The sequence below is a fragment of the Enterococcus sp. HMSC061C05 genome, from assembly GCF_001814765.1.
In the GTDB taxonomy this organism is placed as follows: domain Bacteria; phylum Bacillota; class Bacilli; order Lactobacillales; family Enterococcaceae; genus Enterococcus_B; species Enterococcus_B lactis.
The window spans coordinates 149403-168084 of the sequence record NZ_KV817733.1; the positions used below are offsets into that span (position 1 = coordinate 149403).

An 18682-nucleotide genomic window follows, 5' to 3' on the forward strand; every position below is an offset into this window, starting at 1 on the left:
TTGAAATTGTTCCTTGTGACTCGGAGCTGAGCACTGATTTCACATTCTTTTTTTCTTACATCTTATCTGGTGCATGAAGTCCTAGCAAACGAAGATCTTCTTTCAATAATACAGTCACTGCATACACTAAAGCTAAGCGTGCTTCTTTTTGTTCATCGTCAGCTAAAATCTTCGTATGAGCATAGTATTTGTTGAATGCCTGTGCTAATTTGATTGCATGTTTCGCAATCACTGAAGGTTCATATTTTTCCCCAGCGGATAAGACTGTTTCAGGATATTTTTGAACCAATTTGACTACTTCCCAGCTGATATCGTCATTCAACGCATAGTCTGCTGTTTCTGAAGGGACGAATCCTGCTTTTTCCAACAGACTGACTGCACGAGCATGTGTATATTGCACATAAGGTCCAGTTTCTCCTTCAAAACGAACAACTTCTTCTAAGTTGAAGTCAAATGTATTGAGACGATCGTTTTTCAAATCATGGAAGATGACTGCCCCAACCCCTACTTGTTTAGCTACAACATCTTTGTTTTCTAAATCAGGGTTTTTCTCGCTGATCTGCTCTTTAGCAGATTGGATTGCTTCATTCAATACTTCTTCTAGTAAGACGATTTTTCCTTTACGAGTTGATAATTTTTTACCACCTTGTGTGATCAAACCAAATGGGATATGGTGCATGTCGTCAGACCAGTCAAAGCCCATTTCCTTCAAGACAGCTTTCAATTGTTTGAAATGATAACTTTGTTCATTCCCTACTACATATAGAGATTGTTTGAAGTCATAGGTACGTTTACGATACAATGCGGCAGCTAAGTCACGTGTGATGTATAGTGTCGCGCCATCTGATTTCTTGATTAATGCTGGATTCAAGTCGTAAGCAGAAAGGTCAACGATCTCCGCACCTTTATCTTCGTTCAGCAAATGTTTTTCTTCTAAAAGTTCGACGATTTCATCCATTTTGTCATTATAAAAAGCTTCACCGTTCAATGAATCAAACTGTACTTCCAGTAGATCATAGATTTTGTTGAATTCTTTCATCGATTCATCACGGAACCATTGCCACAATTGGATAGCTTCTTCATCGCCTTCTTCTAGACGTTTGAACCAAGCACGAGCTTCTTCATTTAATTCCGGTTCTGTTTCAGCTACTTCATGGAATTGGACATACAAACGAAGCAGTTCATTGATTGGCTCTGCTTTGACCGCTTCTTCTGAACCCCATTTTTTGTAAGCAACAATCAGTTTTCCGAATTGCGTGCCCCAGTCACCTAAATGATTGATGCGGATTGGCTGGTATCCGATTTTTTCCATAATGAAGCCAATCGAATTACCGATAACTGTCGAACGTAAATGTCCCATTGAGATTGGTTTTGCAATATTTGGAGAAGACATATCGATCGGTACGGTTCCTTGATTCCCGATATTGCTGTCTCCATAATGTTCTTTTTCTTTCACTACTGTTTGCAAAACTTTTTTGCTGATAAGTTCTTTATTCATGAAAAAGTTCAAGTAAGGTCCAACCACTTCGATTTTTTCAAAGTTGGCAGAGTCGATTTTTTCTGCTAAATCTGCAGCGATTTGCTGTGGCGCTTTTCGGTAAACTTTTGCTAATGAAAAGGCTGGAAATGCCACATCCCCGTGTTCGGCTGATTTTGGATTTTCTAGTAATTGTTCGACTTGTTCAAGTGTCAAATCGTCTTTGACAATGTCATAGACGGCTTTTGCGACAAGATCTTTATTATTCATCTTTATTCCTCCTAAAATACTCTCTTATTTGTTCAACAAAAAAAATCTCTAATGACGACATACTTAGTATGCCATCATTAGAGACGAGATTTCCCGCGGTACCACTCCAATTGTCCTAAAAAAAAGACCAGCTCCATCTGATATCGGTAGACGACCGTCTGTTTAAAACAGAATTCTCCAAGTGCGCTTCGTTGTATCTCCTTCATTCGGCTTCCACCACTTCCGAATTCGCTAGCCAAGAATGATACAAGTACTCTCTTGTTCAACAAATCTTAATCTTATTAAACTTTCTTGAATTATATCAGAAAAAAAAACGAAAGGCTAGTCGTTTCTAATAAAAAAAACAATCCAGATGGCCTAAAGGAGAAGAAATACCACCTGGATAGTTATAAATCATTTCGTAAATACGAAAGACTTAACAAATTAATCAGCTACGATAATCGTTCCTTCTTCAGAAGCTAAAAGATTTTCGATATTTTCTAAAGAAGTGATGATTGCCTTAGCGTTCGGTTTTGCTTCAACAAATGCAATGGCTGCTTCTACTTTCGGAAGCATGCTTCCTGGAGCGAACTGTTTTTCATCAATGTATTGTTTCATTTCTGAAACAGTAACAGTTTCTAGTTTCTTTTGATCCGGTTTTTGGTAATTGACATACACATTGTCTACACCTGTCAAAACGATCAGCAAATCCGCGTCGATGATTTCGGCTAATTTTTCTGAAGCAAAATCTTTATCGATCACGGCTTCTCGCCCTTCTAATCCGGTCGCTGTTTCTACAACAGGAATCCCGCCACCGCCGACAGACACCGTGATAACTCCTTGTTCGACTAGCGTTTCGATGACACGTGCTTCTTTGATCGAGATTGGTTTAGGGGAAGCGACTACTTTTCTCCATCCACGTCCAGCGTCTTCTTTGAATGTCACAGTAGAATCAGCATTCATTTGTTCTTTCGCTTCTTCTTCCGTGTAGAATGGGCCGACTGGTTTACTTGGATTTTTGAAGGAAGGATCATTTTCATCCACAATAACTTGAGTGACTAAAGAAACTACATCTTTATCGATTCCTTTTTCCTTCAGTACTTCACCCATCGCGTTTTGGAGCCAGTAGCCGATTGACCCTTCCGTCATTGCGACACATGTATCTAAAGGCATTGCTGGTGTTTTCTCAGAATCAGCAGCTTGCTGCTGAATCAATAGGTTGCCGACTTGCGGACCATTTCCGTGAGAGATGATTAGTTCATCTCCTTGTTCGATAAATTTCACTAAATACTTTGCTGTTTCCATTAACGCTTCTTGTTGGGCTTTTGCACTTGCATCCGTAGACAAGATGGCATTGCCTCCTAAAGCGACAACTACTTTTCGTTTGGCCATTTCATTCGTCCTTTCTTCAGTTCTCCTGAATTTTCTAGATAACAAAACGAGCCAGCGTTTTGTGATTTTCCCTCAATGCTGACTCGTTTTTTCGTGAGATGAATGTGGTTATGCTTAAACGCGAGGGATAAACAAGTTACCTAATGTTGCTGCCATGATCGCTTTGATTGAATGCATACGATTTTCTGCTTGGTCAAATTGACGAGCATATTTGCTGCGGAAGACTTCATCTGTTACTTCCATTTCAGTGATGCCAAAGCGTTCTTTCATTTGTTCACCGTAAACAGTGTTTGTATCATGGAAAGCTGGTAAGCAGTGCAAGAAGATCAAACGATCTGTATTGTGTGTTTTTTCTACCATTTCCATATTGATTTGGTAAGGTTTCAACAATTTGATCCGTTCTTCAAATTTATCTTCTTCACCCATTGATACCCATACATCAGAATAAAGCACGTCTGCTCCGTCTACACCTTTATCAACATCGTCGGTAATCATCAATTGTGCCCCTGATTTTTCAGCAAAACCTTCTGCCATTTTGACGATTTCTTCTTCAGGTTGTAATTCTTTTGGTGCAACGATACGCATGTTTGCTCCCAAAATTGCACCTGTTACTAATAAAGAGTTAGCCATATTGTTTCGACCATCTCCACAGTATGCAACAGTGATACCTTCTACAGTTCCAAAGTTTTCTTGGATAGTTAAAAAGTCAGCGATCATTTGTGTTGGATGCCATTCGTCAGTCAAGCCATTCCAAACTGGAACGCCAGAGAATTCTGCTAGTTCCTCTACCATTTTTTGACTGAATCCACGGAATTCGATTCCGTCAAACATACGACCTAACACTTTAGCTGTATCTTCTGTTGATTCTTTTTTACCTAATTGGATGTCATTTGCACCTAGGTATTCAGGATGTGCGCCTAGATCGATTGCTGCAGTGGTAAATGCAGAACGAGTACGTGTAGATGTTTTTTCAAATAAAAGTGCGATATTTTTTCCTTCTAGATAGTGATGTGGGATCCCACGTTTTTTCAAGTCTTTCAAGTGTTCTGAAAAATCGATCAAATATTGTAACTCTTCTTTTGTAAAATCTTTTTCTGCTAATAAACTTCTTCCTTGGAATACTGATTCTTTCATATTAAACATTCTCCTTTAGATTGTTTTTATTTAAGATTAAAGAGGAAATCCTGACGACAGCTGACAGTAAGACTGTCGTCAGGTTATAAACTACTTCAAGTCTTCACGGACAAGTGGTTGGCTCATACAACGTGGACCGCCACGACCTCGTGACAATTCACTAGAATTGATTTCCAACACTTTGATACCATAGCTACGAAGCAATTCGTTCGATACGTAATTCCGATTGTAAGTGACTACGACACCTGGAGCGATTGCCAATGTATTGGATCCGTCATTCCATTGTTCTCTAGGGGCAACGATCTCATCCCCATTACCAGTTGGAATCAATACAAGATCATCTAATCCAAGAGCAGCTTTCATCGTTTCGTGTAAGTTATCTGAATGAGTGATCTTGATATCATCACCATCGGGTTCGATCGTAAAGACATCCATCTTACCGTCTTTACTTTGGATTGCTGGATGGATAGTGAATTTGTCATGATCTACCATTGTGAATACGGTGTCCAGATGCATCATTGCACGGTTGTTCGGGATTTTGATTGCTAATACTTTTTCAAATCCTGAATTTTTTGCGAATAGATGGCGTGCTAATTTTTCTAAAGCTTTTGCATTAGTTCGTTGAGAAATCCCAACTGCTACTACTTTGTCGCTTAAGATTAATTCGTCTCCACCTTCGATATGATCTGGATTTTCACGATCCAACCATACTTCAATCCCTTTATTGGCAAATCTTGGATGATGTTTCAAAATATATTCTGTAAACATCGATTCACGACGACGTGCTTCAAAAGTCATCTTATTGACGGTCATTCCATTTCCCATTGATGCGGAAGGGTCGCGTGTAAAGTACAAGTTTGGCATTGGGTCCATGTAAAATGGATAGTCGTCGTCTGCAGAAAGATCATACAAGCTGCTAGAACGTACTTCGATATCTTTTGTACGAACCCCAGCCATGATTTTATCTACCATTTCTTGTGTTTCCATTGATAGAAGGAACTCATGAAGACCATCTCTTACTGCATTCGATGCGATATGAGATTCATCCAACATTTTATTCAAGAATTGTTCTTTGACGTTGCCTGCGTCAATCGCTTCTGCTGCTAATTTTTCCAAGTAAAGAGTTTCGACGCCTTCGTTTTGCAAGGTCTTTGCAAAGTTGTCATGCTCTTCTTGAGCAATCGGAAGATATGGAATATCATCGAACAACAGACGATCCATGATATCTGGTGTCAAATTTTCCACTTCTTGTCCAGGCCGTTTCAGTAAAACTGTCTTTAATTTCCCTATTTCAGAGAAAACGTGAATAGGTTTATCCATGTTGTGTTGCCTCCTTCTTTTTGATTACATGTATAGGATAGCCTCCTTTTGTAATCACTTTCATAATTTTGTCTCATTCAAAATGAGACATCCCTCACATTAATATTCGATAATTAAATAATTAAACGTTTTTCTAATTTTAAGCGTAATTTATTCATTTTTTATTCTGTATACACTTCCAAAAAAATATTTATTCATCTAAAAAATTTTTTTGAATAAATCAAAAAAATAAACTATACTAACATTGTTAGCGTTTGCTATATGTATTATTATTGTTTTTTATACACAAATACTTATCTTCAAAATAAATTATTCAATGTAGATGTATATTTTTTACATAATAACAAATTTTATTTGTAAAGTATTAAAACTTATGTTTAATCCAGATGTGTTAAAACTTTACAAATTCTTTAAAAAAAGTAACAATAACTATAGTGAACAATAAGGAGAGGACTTTTTAATGCGTGTTAATAAAATCGATTTTCACTTTTCAAAACTCAGATATCAACCTGATTTTGAACATTTCTCGGATGAAGAGTTCCAACAGATCAAGGAACATACTGTTCTTCGTTCCTATAAGAAAGGACAAATCCTTTTTGATGATGGAGATCCTAGACAACGGTTATATATCTTGACCAAAGGACTTGTTCGTTTAGAACGTTACGATGAAAGTGCCACCTATTATTATTATGATTACGTGACTACCAATAACCTTTTTCCTATGTCAGGAATGTTTGGAGAAGAGACCTACACTTATACAGCTCAAGCGATGACTGATATCGAAACTTTCTATCTTCCTGTTTCCTACTATGAAAAATTAGCACGAAAAAATCCTGAACAACTGATCTATATGATCCAAAAAATTTCTAAAGTAGTCGAAATACATGAGTTACGTATCCAAATTGGATTAACCTCCAGTGCTTTTGATCGAGTGAAACAAAATCTATTCATTTTGAAAGAAGAACTTGGCGTACCAACAGAAGACGGCCATATCACCATTCCTTATCCAATTACCTTAAAAGAATTAGCAGTGAATAGCGGTACGACACGTGAAACTGCTGGACAAGTAATCAAACAACTACGTGATTCAGGACTGTTAGATTATCACAAAAAGCATTTTACTTTCTGTAAGACCGCTACTACTCCAGCTTTGAGAGAATAACGCGACAAAAAGAAACAGCGATCCTGATATTTATCGGGGGCGCTGTTTCTTTTTGTTTCGTCTATTCAAATGATTGGTAATAATAAGTGAGATCACTCTCTTTTTTTGTTCCATTGTAAACTACACCTAATATATTTGCTTTTGCAATCTGCAACAGTTCTTTCGCTTTTAACAACTCTTGTTTCTTTGTCTTTCTTTCTCTGACAACAAGTAGCGTTCCATCCGTTTTTGCTGCAAGGATTTGAGCATCCGTTACAGTCGCTACCGGAGGCATATCAAAGATGACCAGATCAAAGTCAAGTATCAGTTCCTCTATTATCTCTTCCATTCTTTTCGTCCCTAAAACTTCCGAAGGGTTGGGCGGCTTTGGGCCAATGGGCAAGATCCAAAGATTTTCTATATGTGTTTCAGTTATGTAATCGTCCGCTATCCGTTCACGCTCACTAAGTAAATTACTCAATCCTTCATTATGCGGCAATTGAAAAGACAATGCTACAGTTGGTTTCCTCAAATCGGCATCTACAAGTAAGACCTGTTTTCCACTATTTGCAAAAACTACTGCTAGATTAGCGGCAGTAATAGATTTCCCTTCATCTGGGCCGGAAGAAGTGATGACCAATGTATTCAATTCACGATCAATCGCTGCAAACTGGATATTGGACCGGATCGTTCGATATTTCTCGGCAGTAATCGATTGATCAGCTAGTGCAACTAAAGGAACCGGAGAGGCAGCTATTTTCTTTTTCTTCATATTCTCTCTACTTTCTTTTTTCATTTTATATTCAGACTTTCTATGTACACGAATAAATCCTATGATTTATTGAATTAATCATAGCACAGGAAAAAAACGAACACAATTTATATAATAACTATTTTTTATTACAGATATCAGCATAAAACATTTTTAAAACAAGTTATCTCATAAATTTAAATAACACATTCAATTAAAAATAGGCAAAAAATAGGGTTGTGACAAAAATCTGTCACAACCCTTATTACAATAAATAGTGTTCAAAAGCTTGCATCTACGGTAATAAGTTCAACCAAGTCAAAAACATGTGAAGCTGTTTTTTCTTTGCTGTTCTTATAACTTGATGCAAGGCAGCTTTTTCACACTCTCTTTCATTTATTCAGATAAAACCAAGCTTGGATCAGCATTCAACTGATAGCTGGCAAAATTTCTTTTTTGCATTTCCACATGTGCTGCTGCTCCAATCATTGCAGCATTATCTCCACAAAGTCTCAGAGGCGGAATCACTAATTCTACTTCAGGGAGTTTAGCTGACAGAGCAGCTTGCAATCCTTCACGCAACCCTTGATTGGCCGCTACACCTCCAGCTACAACCAGTTGCTTGACTGGATAATTTTGACAAGCTCGAAGTGTTTTAGTAATCAATACATCGATCACACTTGCTTGAAAGCTAGCTGCTAAATCATTTTTGTCTAGATCTTCTCCACGCTGTTGTGCATTATGCACCAAATTGATAAATGCACTTTTTAATCCACTAAAACTGAAATCATAATTATCTTCATGGATCATTGCTCGTGGAAAATGATAATTATCTTTTCCTTGATGAGCTAGCTGATCGATTTCTTTTCCGCTTGGATAAGAAAGACCTAAGACTCTTCCAACTTTGTCATAAGCTTCTCCTGCTGCATCGTCTCTTGTCTCCCCAATGATTTCATATGATCCATCTTCTTGCATATAGACTAATTCTGTATGTCCTCCGCTAACAAGAAGTGCCATCAATGGAAACTGGAATGGTTTGACCAGACGTGCGGCATAAATATGACCTGCCATATGGTTCACAGGAATCAGCGGCAATTGGTGTGCCCAAGCAAAAGCCTTAGCTGCAGAAATACCAATCAACAAAGAGCCGACGAGTCCAGGCCCATAAGTGACAGCGACTGCCGATAAATCTTCTGCCGATACACCAGCTTCTACCAGTGCATCTTCCAAGCATAAGGTTATTTGTTCTACATGATGGCGGCTAGCTACTTCAGGCACCACTCCGCCAAAACGTTTATGACTGTTTATTTGGGAAGCAACGATGTTAGATAAGATCTCTGTTCCATTTCTAACGACCGCTACACTCGTTTCATCACAACTTGATTCAATTGCCAGAATCAATTCTTCATTCATTTCATCGTCTCCGTTTTTAACTTTCTGCTCATAATAATCGCATCTTCTGTCGGATTGCGATAATATGATTTCCGTTTACCTAATATACGGAACTTTTCTGATTCATAAAGTTTTCTTGCTGCTTCATTAGACAGACGTACTTCTAAAAAAACATGCAGCGAATCTTTTATTTGTTCCGCAATCAGCAGATGTAGCAAATGCCGTGCATAGCCTTTTCCTTGTTCTGAAACTGCAACAGCGATATTCGTGATTTCGACTTCATCCATTACTTTCGAATACCCGACAAAACCACAGATCTGATTATCTTCAACTAAAAGAAGATAATCTGTGTGGGGCTGTTGGATATCTGTCAAAAACTGCATCTTCGTCCAAGGTGAGCCATATGGATAAGCATTTTCGCTAATTGCCCATACGCATTCTGCCAAATATGCTTCATCAAAATCTTTTTTTCTGCAAATCAACTAATCTCACTCATTTTCTAAAATTTTTATCATATCTAACGCATCTTCTTTTGTTTCAGTGTAATATCTTTTTTTGATCGTCGTTGCTTGAAACCCTAATTTCCGATAAAGTCTTTGCGCATCCTGATTACTCATGCGTACTTCCAATGACATCGTCTCACAGCGATTCATTATAGCAAAGTTCTCGATTTCGTCAATAAGCAGCGAACCGATTCGTTTACGCTGATATGCCGGTCGAACAGCAATATTCGTGATATGACAATCTAAACCGAACGCCCTTGAACCGACAAACCCGATCATTCTTCCATTATCAAAGATCCCTAAATATAGATGAGGAAGTGGTGACTTCAATTCTGACATAAAGGCACTTTTGGTCCATGGCAATTCGCCATTATAGACTTCTCGTTCGACATCCAACAGCTCTTTGATATCTTCTGTAGTCAATTCTCTTAGTATATAGCGACGATCGATTTGTTCGATTGTTTTTTCTGCATAGATCATTTTATCTTGAAAAAGGCTTCTAGCATATGCTTTAAATTTTTTCAACATAGCTTTCGTCTCCAGGCGTGTGCGTCTCTAACCATTTCTCTTCAGCTTCTACTCGTTTTAAATAACGAGGGAGAAAAGCTTGTTTATCTGCAACTGGTTCATCCAACGCACCTAATTGAGCCACAGTCACACCACTTGGGATATCCCATGCTGGAACTGTATTAATCATCGCATCAGGTAGCATTTCTTTTATTTCAGAGATGAATTTATGACAATCACTCCCAACAAAATAAATAGCTTCATTCAGCTCTTGTAGTTGTGCAAACAAATCAGAAGCAGCAATATGTACATCTTCAAGTACAGTTTCTAATCTATTTTCTTTCCAGCGGTATGCCCCAGCATAGACATTTTTTCTTCGAGCATCAAACATGGGCACAATCATTTTATTCACCCCGACACAATTAGCCGCGATGGCTTTCAGGCTAGATACTCCTATTAGATCTTTATCTAGTGTATAAGCAATCGTTTTTGCTGTCGTTACACCTATACGAAGTCCGGTATAAGAACCAGGACCATCAGAAACCGCGATTCGGTCAATGTCTTGGGGACTCATTTGAAGATCTGCAAACAATTGGTCAATGGCAGGCATCAGCGTCACACTGTGGTTGCGTTTGATATTTGTCTGTATTTGCCCAAGAATTTGTTTATCTTCCACCACACCGATCGCCAAAGTTTGATTTGCAGTATCTATTCCTAATGTAATCATATATTTGATCCTTTCTGCTATAACATTCTCGCCTTCCATTGTAGCATACTTTTTTATTCCAATGATGAAAATATCAAAGGCAAAACTAGTACAATGATACATGATTATCTGCTGACCGGCAAATCTAGTTTCTTCCTTACATACACAAAAAAAGTTGCGGTATCACGACACTTTACCACAACTTTTTCTTTTTTTATTTCGTCGACTCTCGAACAATCAACTCTGTTTCCACAATGATTTTTCTTGAAACTGGTGCTTTGGAACTACTTAGTTGAAGGATCGTCTCCACTGCTAGCTCTCCCATCCATTCCGTATAAACTTTCACAGTAGAAAGAGAGGGTGTTACATATTTCGCTACACTGACATCGTTGAAACCCATCACGGAAATATCTTCTGGCACCGCTAAACCTGTTTCTTGAATCGCTTTCAGCGCGCCAATCGCTAATGCATCATTAGCCGCAAAAAGTGCGTCAGGAATCTGCTCGTTTGTTTTTAAATATTTTTTAACCGCTTGATAGCCTGACTCGACAGAAAAATCTGCTTCGATAATTGAACCTTCGTCGTAGCCTTTTTCTGCTAAAACTTGTTGGAATGCCATGATTCTAGGATCCCTTAGTCGCTGATGGTTTTTCTTTGTATATTCTGTTCCAGCAAGCATAGCGATATGTTGTGCATTCTGGGAAACAAAGTGCTCAATGACTTTTTGAACACTCGACTTAAAATCGACAACTATAGAATCGATTCCTTGAGAAGTGCCATCAGAATCTACCAGAAGCAAGGCTTGTTGGGATTGTTTCAAATCCAACAGCTGAGCTTCATCGAATTTCCCTAATGCGATCGTTCCATCTGCTGGAAGCTCACTAATGGAATCCCACGTTTCTTTCAACAAAGTAATGTTTGCTTCTTCTGCCTTTTTTTCGATTCCTAAACGAATAGACAAATAATAAAGATCTTCAAGTTCTTCTGTATCATCGTACCATTGGATCAGACGAAGGGTTTGCTTAGCATTTGCTGCATTTTTGCGGTGCTTCGTATAATTCAAGCGTTCCGCTGCTTCAAAAATTTTTTGCTTTGTGGCTAAGCCGACGGAAAGTTCAGGATCGTAGTTGAGCACTCTTGAAACAGTAGCAGGAGAAACTCCTGCCAACTGAGCAATGTCTTTAATTGTTGCCATTTGTCTCTCCTCCTTTTTTCCGTTTATAAAATCGCAGTAAACCGTTCAAACGCTGCTTGTCCTTTTTCATCTCGCTTGAACACCCCGGCATCTTCTAGGACACGAGCAAAAACCTGACCTACAGCTTTTTGTACAACATCAGTGACCGCGTCTTTCGTCAAATCAGGATGCTCTTTTTTCAACTGTTCTGCCCATGGACGATGATATTCAGCCATCTGGTTCTCTTCTCCCAATAAGAACCGCTCTACTTCTGCTAGTTCCGATTTCAAACGAGGTGGTAAAACAGCAAGTCCCATTACTTCGATCAATCCAATGTTCTCTTTCTTGATATGTTGGACATCTTTATGCGGATGAAAAATACCATCAGGATGCTCATCTGAAACATTATTGTCTCGAAGGACAAGATCCAGCTCAAAATAATTGTCCCTTCTTCGTGCAATTGGCGTAATCGTGTGGTGTGGTGTACCATCTGCTGAAAAAGCCCGGATTTCTACAGTTTCATCCGAATATCCTTTCCACTTTTCCAACACTGAATTAGCTGCTTCAATCAGCAACTCTTTATCTGTTGATTGCAAACGGATCACAGACATCGGCCATTTCACAACTCCTGCGATGACTTGCGGATAATCTGCTAATTTGATGAGTTTTTCTATCGGTGCTTTTGCCATAGGAAATTCATGACGTCCTGCCTGATAATGATCATGAGAAAGAATCGATCCTCCAACAATCGGCAAGTCAGCATTTGAACCAACAAAGTAATGAGGCAAGACTTCAGTAATCCGAAGCAGTCTAACAAATGTTTCCTTTGAAATTTTCATTGGACGGTGCTGCTCTGATAAAATGATCGAATGCTCATTGTAATAAGCATAAGGAGAATATTGGAATCCCCAGCTTTCACCATCTAGATTCATTCGAATGATTCGATGATTGGTGCGGGCTGGATAATTCAAGCGTCCTCTATATCCTTCATTTTCCATGCACAGCATACATGTAGGATAATCTACTTTGGCTGCCTCGCGTTCTGCCGCAATTTGTTTTGGATCTTTTTCTGGTTTAGATAAATTGATCGTGATTTCCAATTCACCATATGCTGACTCTGCTGGAAATTTGATATTTTTAGCGATGGCTCTTGTTTTGATGTAATCATTTTTCTTACTTAAATCAAAGAAATAATCAGTTGCTTCCTCTGGACTTTTCGAATAATGCTGTGCAAAGAATGCATTGACAACGGAAGGCGGCGGTGTAAGAAAATCCATCAATTGTGCTTCAAAAATCTCTTGTTCTGCTGGTAATTCTGAAAGAACACCATTTTCTCTTGCCTTAGCGACAAGCTGATCCAATAAGTCTACTGATTCTTCCTTAACTGGTCTTACTTCGACGCTTTCTAGAGCGTCTTCTCCTACCATCCCTAAAAGACGATTCTGTAAATATAAGCGGTCCATTTCCATCCATCCGCCAGCTTCGATCGCAAGTGTGGCAAAATCACAAATCGTTTGACTGATTGACATATCTCATTCCCCTATTCTTCATAACCATTTGGATGGCTGACATGCCAATCCCATGCTGTTTTGATAATTTCTTTGATATCTGTGTATTCAGGTTTCCAGCCCAGAATCTCTCTCGCTTTTTCACTTGAAGCGACTAATCGGCTAGGATCTCCAGCTCTTCTTGGTGCTATTTCTGCCGGGATTTCTTTCCCTGTCACTTCTCTCGCTGCTTCTAACATTTCCTTGACCGAGTACCCTTTATTACTGCCTAAATTGAAGAAGTTGCTTTCGTTTCCTTCTTTCAAGTATTCCAAAGCTAAAATATGTGCGGCAATCAAGTCTTCTACTTGAACATAATCTCTAATACATGTTCCGTCTGGTGTATCGTAATCGTCTCCATAAACAGCCAATGCTTTTCTTTGACCAAGAGCTACTTGTAAAATGATTGGGACAAGATGCGTTTCTGGTGTATGATCTTCTCCGATAGATGCATCTGCTTTTGCTCCGGCTACATTGAAGTAGCGCAAAGCGACATAGCGCATGCCATACGCTTGATCACACCACTTCATCATTTTTTCCATCATCAATTTGCTTTCACCATACGGATTTTTAGGATTAGTTGGTGTATTTTCCGTGATTGGAGACTCTTTCGGCTCTCCATAAGTTGCTGCAGTAGAAGAGAATACGATTTTATTCACGTTGAACTCGTGCATGACTTCAAGCAAGATTTGCATACCGTATACATTGTTGTTAAAATACATCAATGGTTTTTCGACAGATTCTCCTACTAAAGAGCTTGCAGCAAAATGGATTACTCCTTCAATCGGTTCCTTTTCAAATACGGAACGTAGAAATTCTTTATCCCGAATATCTCCTTCATAAAAATGAGCATCTGGATGTACTGCTTGTTTGTGACCTGTGAGTAAATTATCTACCACAGCGACTTGATACCCCTTTTGAACTAGCTGGTCTACAGCGTGCGAACCGATATAACCGGCTCCGCCTAGTACTAAAATTGTCATAAAAAACACTCCTTTGATTAGTGAAATTGTGTTTGTTGATTCTATATAATTTAAAAAACGAAGTCTACTTTATGGTAGAAAAGAAGAAAGTAAAATTTCGTAAATTTATCTGGTAAATTTATAATAAAACATTTAGTAAACATTTTCAAGGATTTTTTGCAAAGGTTTACAAACAAACGTAAAACTAGCCTTTTTTTCTCTTTTGTTCCATAATAGATATAACAAATAATAAATGAGGTGGATTCAATGAAAAAATTTGTATCTGGAATATTAGTAGGTAGCTTGGCAACAGCCGCTGCCGTTGCTGGTTTGGTCGCTTCTGTGAAAAAAACAGTGATCGATCCGATTGACGAAAAAGAAGCAATGATCGAAGAAAATCGTAAAAAAGCAATGCGCAAACGCGTTTCTCGTTAATAATTATTTAAAAAATACGCATGAAGACTTGTGAAAGAACAGATAAGTCATCATGCGTATTTTTATTTGTCAGTCAATATAAGTTGTGCTATTTTATCTGCTTGTCTCAAATTCCATGGATCTGTATAAGGTCTAGCTGCTGCTGCAGTTAACCAATCCACACCTTCAACTGGTATTCCATAGCAATAAAAGCCAGACTGGATTTTCCCGGAAGCATCAATCACGCGATTCGTACCTCGCTCAACATCTATAGCTTCTGAATGATAACTTCCTGTATTATCTGAAAACGAAAAAGGGCGAACAAGTTTATTTTCCTTCAAATTTTTTATGACAGGATTACTTGAATGAGAAAAGCTTGTTTGTGGCAAACGAGCTTCGATCAAATAGCGACTGCTGATTTCTTTATCTTGTAGAGAAATAACATAGCGGTTTTGCTTTTGCTGAATATCAAGTGGCGGTTCGATCAAATGAAAAATACCTGCATCTATCAGTGCTGCTAACTCTTTCGTCCGAATAACTGGCGGACCAATCGTTAAAAAGCTGTTTAGATGAGTAAACCATCCCCACAGTATTTCTTTGTATTCCTTAGCAGAAAAAACGTGCCATTCAATAGCCTGTCGGATTGGATCACGCCAGTCTTTCAATGCATCAAATGTCGAAGTCAATGCCCCTGTGCAATTGCCTTTTTCCGCTTCTTTTATCTGCCCTTCAATAAATACTCGGCTAGCTTCTGCAAAGGACTCATCCTGATAGGTAAGAGGAGTTTCTAGATACGACCAAGACCATTTGTATGGAAGTAATGCTGGATACTTTCCAAGACACTCTTCTGAAGAGAGGGAAAGAAAATCATGCTCAAAAGTTTTCCTTGAAATCGGCAAGTGATGTTCTTCGATGATTTTCTTGTAATAAAACAACTCAGCGTCTTTTTTCAGATAGTCAAAAAATGTTTCGCCAGTCAAAAGTCCCGATCGATGCCATTGCTCAAGGTTCTCTTTTGTAAGTAGCCGTGGCCATGCCATTGCTCCGCCTTGCTTTTGATTTCTCCCTCGAGGATAGTAAGGCAGACCTCTTCTTGATCCGCTGTATACAATCGGTTCCTTGCCAGATGGATGATAGACTAGTTTTCCCTTTTTGTTTTCGAAGCGCCCTCCTCTTGATACCGTAAACAATCCGACATAATCAAAAAAGCTTAAACCAAGCCCTCTTAGAAAGACATTTTCTTTTGGCGGTATCTTTGAAAGATCGACATCTGCAGGATTAGAAGGAAGCTGATACAGTAAATCATTTTTCTTTGCATAGTCTACCCAGGCTCTTTCCTCTTCTGTCTGATCATTTTCCCAATGACCACTCGCTAAAATGAGCTGATCGACAGGATAGCTTTGCTGATCTGCCTGTAAAAGAAAACCGTCTTTTTCTTTGCTGACCTTTTTCACTAAAGAATAGACAAGCTGAGTAGAAGCTGGAAATTCTTCTTGCAACTTTGAGAAAAACCAGCGTTGATAAAGCCCGTATAGGCAACGAGTAGATTGTTGGTCTTTTTCCAGACGGTTAATTTCTTCTATAAATAGTTGCTTATTTTTGGTTACCGTCTGTTCGATATAATCTGTAGCAGGTCCTTTACTCCATTGAAACAAATTAGGTCCCAGCATTACCGTTCCCCCACTGGACAACGTCTCGTCTGTAAAAAGCGTCACTTGTTGAGAAACAGAGTTCATTAATAATTCTGGCGGCTGATTCAACCGCCAAACTCGACCGCCTGGACCTTCTGGATCAAAAAGAATAAGTTCAAGAGAATGTCTGCCCTGATTATTATACAGAATCCTTTCTGCTACACTTAATCCTCTAGGTCCGGCACCAATGATCCCTATTTTCATTTGTACACCTCCTTTTCGATAAATTCTTTTAACACAACGGCATGGTTCTGGTGCTCGTTTTTTGCACCATAAACGAAAGTAATGACTGGATGTTCTTTCATAAGTTGGGTGAGTTCGGAAACAGCTCGCGTCTTTTCTTCTTCAAAAGACAATTCTTGCTGATATTTCTTTGCAAATAAAGCAAAACGTTCTGGTACGTGGTCAAAAGCTTTGCGTGCTTCATTACTAGGCGCAATTTCTTTCAACCATAGATCTAAGTGTGCTTTTTCTTTTGAAATCCCTCGTGGCCAGAGCCTATCCACGAGTATCCGAAAGCCATCCTCTTCTTCAGCATCAAGGTAAACACGCTTTAATTTGATCATAGTTGTTTCCTTCTTTCTGCCTTTTTTCTTTTATATTTTATATGTAGATAATAGCACAAAATAAAAAATGAACGACACAACTATCCCTCGTGTCGTTCATTTTTTCTTAGTCAATACCTGATTATTGATCTAGTTTTTCCAAAGCTGTCATAAAAATATCTGCTTTATACTTTTTTGCTTTTGATTTTTCCAGACCAGCCGTCATATCCACCCTTAAGCAAATAAATCTCTTTATAACCTGCTTTACGTAATTTATTTGCCGTGCGGATACTCAAGCTTTTCTTTTGATCATAGATATAGACAGGTTGGTCTTTTCGAATCGATCCTAGTGAATCTTTCAAAACAGTGTAAGGGATGTTTCTTGCACCTAAGATATGCCCTGCATCAAACACATCTTTTTCGCGAACATCGATTACTTGTGCTTTTCTCATTCCTTCTCGAAACTCTTCTTCTGTCAAAGTCGTTGCTGAACGCTTGGCCATTACTCGTAGATAGACTTCCCAAAAGATGATTGCAAGCACAATCAATAGCAAAATGATATTAATTACCCATAAAACCATGTAATGCCTCCGTTTTTTTAAGCAAATTTCAAGGCTAATGAGGCAGCGCCAATGACACCAGCTTCATTTCCAAGCTCTGCTAATTTGATTTTTGTTGATTCTCTTACTTGCGGGAAAGTGAATTCTTTAAAATATTTCTCTACACGGCTGCGTAAAAATTCTCCTGCCGCCGATACTCCGCCGCCTAACACAATACTTGACGGATTCAATGTATTCCCCAAGTTTGCGCAAGCTAAGCCTAAATAGAAGCATACGCGATCAACAACCATCAATGCAAACGGATCGTCTTCTTGAGCCATTTCAAAGATATCTTTACTTGTTACTTCTTCACCGTTATCTAACATTGCTTTCAGTTTTGAATCTCCTGCGTATTCTTCTGCCAGGTAACGTCCTAGACGTACCACACCAGTAGCGCTAGATACAGTTTCTAAACATCCGCGTTTACCGCAAGTACATTCGAACCCTTCAGGATCCACAGTGATATGGCCGATCTCTCCGCCTGCTCCGCTCACGCCATGGATCAAATTCCCGCCAGCAACGATACCACCGCCAACACCTGTTCCTAGAGTAACGAATACAACGTCTGGATCGTTTTCTCCAGCACCTTTCCATCGTTCACCTAAAGCAGCCACATTCGCATCATTATCGATAGCGAATTTGATTCCGGTCCCTGCTTCAATCAGTTTTTTCACAAATTGTACTTCTGTCCAGTTCAAGTTATATGCACCAATAACTGTTCCAGCGTCACTGTCCACGCTTCCTGGAGTACCCATACCGATTCCAATAAAGTCTTCGACTTTCATATTATATAAATTCAATCGATGGTTGATTGATTCGATGATTTCAGGAACGATATGTTTGCCATCATCCAAAATATTGGTATCGATGCTCCATTTTTGTTGAATCTCTCCTTCTGGTGTTAAAATTGCAAATTTTGCTGTTGTTCCACCTAAATCAATCCCAATAATTTTCTTGTCCATTACAAATTTCCTTTCTTTCGGCTTTCTTCAATTCGGTGCTCTCTTTTTAATATGCGCCACGCTGTCATGTATGTATCATGATCGATCAAACGGCTATCATACAGATTCCGCAATTCAATAGTCATCAATTCAATATCATAGATGCGTGCACCCACATAGATAAAGATGCCAAATTTTTTGAACAGCTGCTGTACATCATATAAGCTCTCCATCTTT

The 18682-nt window shown here is 38.8% G+C and carries 20 protein-coding genes; 2 read left to right on the top strand and 18 right to left on the bottom strand.

Going from position 1 to position 18682, the window contains the following annotated elements:
* Positions 1 to 55: 55 nt before the first annotated feature.
* The 5 genes from argS to arcA all read right to left on the bottom strand — a co-directional run bounded on the left by argS (position 56) and on the right by arcA (position 5572).
* Positions 56 to 1747: an arginine--tRNA ligase gene (gene argS, locus HMPREF2988_RS04640; protein ID WP_002335772.1), complete on the bottom strand. Its 1692-nt coding sequence runs from the start codon at positions 1745 to 1747 to the stop codon at positions 56 to 58.
* A 77-nt stretch (positions 1748 to 1824) separates the two neighbouring features.
* Positions 1825 to 1953 carry a hypothetical protein gene (locus HMPREF2988_RS13860; protein WP_257243300.1) on the bottom strand — a complete coding sequence of 43 codons (129 nt, stop codon included), beginning with the start codon at positions 1951 to 1953 and terminating at the stop codon, positions 1825 to 1827.
* Between the two features lie 217 nt (positions 1954 to 2170).
* On the bottom strand, positions 2171 to 3118 hold the full coding sequence (gene arcC, locus HMPREF2988_RS04645; protein ID WP_002313642.1) for a carbamate kinase: 948 nt from the start codon (positions 3116 to 3118) through the stop codon (positions 2171 to 2173).
* A 114-nt stretch (positions 3119 to 3232) separates the two neighbouring features.
* Positions 3233 to 4252, bottom strand: coding sequence for an ornithine carbamoyltransferase (gene argF / locus HMPREF2988_RS04650; RefSeq protein WP_002288437.1), 1020 nt, complete (start codon positions 4250 to 4252; stop codon positions 3233 to 3235).
* Positions 4253 to 4342: 90 nt separating this feature from the next.
* On the bottom strand, positions 4343 to 5572 hold the full coding sequence (gene arcA, locus HMPREF2988_RS04655; protein ID WP_002308888.1) for an arginine deiminase: 1230 nt from the start codon (positions 5570 to 5572) through the stop codon (positions 4343 to 4345).
* A gap of 460 nt (positions 5573 to 6032) precedes the next feature.
* Here arcA and HMPREF2988_RS04660 point away from each other — a divergent pair, with 460 nt between their 5' ends.
* A complete protein-coding gene (locus HMPREF2988_RS04660) occupies positions 6033 to 6734 on the top strand; it encodes a Crp/Fnr family transcriptional regulator (RefSeq protein WP_002329347.1) in 702 nt (233 codons plus the stop codon).
* 61 nt (positions 6735 to 6795) lie between these two features.
* On the opposite strand, the gene HMPREF2988_RS04665 is transcribed toward HMPREF2988_RS04660, so the two are convergent.
* The 8 genes from HMPREF2988_RS04665 to galE all read right to left on the bottom strand — a co-directional run bounded on the left by HMPREF2988_RS04665 (position 6796) and on the right by galE (position 14276).
* Positions 6796 to 7485: a CpsD/CapB family tyrosine-protein kinase gene (locus HMPREF2988_RS04665; RefSeq protein WP_070770112.1), complete on the bottom strand. Its 690-nt coding sequence runs from the start codon at positions 7483 to 7485 to the stop codon at positions 6796 to 6798.
* A gap of 375 nt (positions 7486 to 7860) precedes the next feature.
* Positions 7861 to 8877, bottom strand: a complete 1017-nt coding sequence (tsaD, locus tag HMPREF2988_RS04670; RefSeq protein ID WP_002308884.1) for a tRNA (adenosine(37)-N6)-threonylcarbamoyltransferase complex transferase subunit TsaD — start codon at positions 8875 to 8877, stop codon at positions 7861 to 7863.
* The gene (gene rimI, locus HMPREF2988_RS04675) at positions 8874 to 9338 is read right to left on the bottom strand and encodes a ribosomal protein S18-alanine N-acetyltransferase (protein ID WP_002308883.1); all 465 of its coding nucleotides are present in this window, start codon (positions 9336 to 9338) and stop codon (positions 8874 to 8876) included. Before rimI (HMPREF2988_RS04675) ends, tsaD begins: the two co-directional genes overlap by 4 nt.
* Before the next feature lie 6 nt (positions 9339 to 9344).
* Positions 9345 to 9887, bottom strand: a complete 543-nt coding sequence (gene rimI / locus HMPREF2988_RS04680; RefSeq protein WP_002329349.1) for a ribosomal protein S18-alanine N-acetyltransferase — start codon at positions 9885 to 9887, stop codon at positions 9345 to 9347.
* The gene (gene tsaB / locus HMPREF2988_RS04685; RefSeq protein WP_033603063.1) at positions 9871 to 10593 is read right to left on the bottom strand and encodes a tRNA (adenosine(37)-N6)-threonylcarbamoyltransferase complex dimerization subunit type 1 TsaB; all 723 of its coding nucleotides are present in this window, start codon (positions 10591 to 10593) and stop codon (positions 9871 to 9873) included. The genes rimI (HMPREF2988_RS04680) and tsaB overlap by 17 nt, the downstream gene beginning before the upstream one ends.
* Before the next feature lie 193 nt (positions 10594 to 10786).
* The gene (locus tag HMPREF2988_RS04690) at positions 10787 to 11767 is read right to left on the bottom strand and encodes a LacI family DNA-binding transcriptional regulator (RefSeq protein WP_070770081.1); all 981 of its coding nucleotides are present in this window, start codon (positions 11765 to 11767) and stop codon (positions 10787 to 10789) included.
* 23 nt (positions 11768 to 11790) lie between these two features.
* Complete coding sequence (gene galT / locus HMPREF2988_RS04695) at positions 11791 to 13275, bottom strand: UDP-glucose--hexose-1-phosphate uridylyltransferase (RefSeq protein WP_002314797.1); 1485 nt, start codon at positions 13273 to 13275, stop codon at positions 11791 to 11793.
* Positions 13276 to 13286: 11 nt separating this feature from the next.
* On the bottom strand, positions 13287 to 14276 hold the full coding sequence (gene galE, locus HMPREF2988_RS04700) for a UDP-glucose 4-epimerase GalE (RefSeq protein WP_002329353.1): 990 nt from the start codon (positions 14274 to 14276) through the stop codon (positions 13287 to 13289).
* Positions 14277 to 14522: 246 nt separating this feature from the next.
* Between galE and HMPREF2988_RS04705 the strand changes: the two genes are divergently transcribed.
* On the top strand, positions 14523 to 14690 hold the full coding sequence (locus tag HMPREF2988_RS04705) for a DUF3042 family protein (RefSeq protein ID WP_002288457.1): 168 nt from the start codon (positions 14523 to 14525) through the stop codon (positions 14688 to 14690).
* Between the two features lie 62 nt (positions 14691 to 14752).
* Here the strand turns inward: HMPREF2988_RS04705 and HMPREF2988_RS04710 are convergent, their stop codons facing one another.
* The 5 genes from HMPREF2988_RS04710 to HMPREF2988_RS04730 form a co-directional block, all read right to left on the bottom strand.
* On the bottom strand, positions 14753 to 16564 hold the full coding sequence (locus HMPREF2988_RS04710) for an FAD/NAD(P)-binding protein (protein WP_070770082.1): 1812 nt from the start codon (positions 16562 to 16564) through the stop codon (positions 14753 to 14755).
* Positions 16561 to 16926, bottom strand: coding sequence for a DUF488 domain-containing protein (locus HMPREF2988_RS04715; protein WP_002338839.1), 366 nt, complete (start codon positions 16924 to 16926; stop codon positions 16561 to 16563). The genes HMPREF2988_RS04710 and HMPREF2988_RS04715 overlap by 4 nt, the downstream gene beginning before the upstream one ends.
* Positions 16927 to 17090: 164 nt before the next feature.
* The gene (locus tag HMPREF2988_RS04720; protein WP_002308872.1) at positions 17091 to 17486 is read right to left on the bottom strand and encodes a rhodanese-like domain-containing protein; all 396 of its coding nucleotides are present in this window, start codon (positions 17484 to 17486) and stop codon (positions 17091 to 17093) included.
* Positions 17487 to 17503: 17 nt separating this feature from the next.
* Positions 17504 to 18466 carry an ROK family glucokinase gene (locus HMPREF2988_RS04725; RefSeq protein WP_070770083.1) on the bottom strand — a complete coding sequence of 321 codons (963 nt, stop codon included), beginning with the start codon at positions 18464 to 18466 and terminating at the stop codon, positions 17504 to 17506.
* Complete coding sequence (locus HMPREF2988_RS04730) at positions 18466 to 18678, bottom strand: YqgQ family protein (RefSeq protein ID WP_002293902.1); 213 nt, start codon at positions 18676 to 18678, stop codon at positions 18466 to 18468. The genes HMPREF2988_RS04725 and HMPREF2988_RS04730 overlap by 1 nt, the downstream gene beginning before the upstream one ends.
* Positions 18679 to 18682 lie beyond the last annotated feature (4 nt).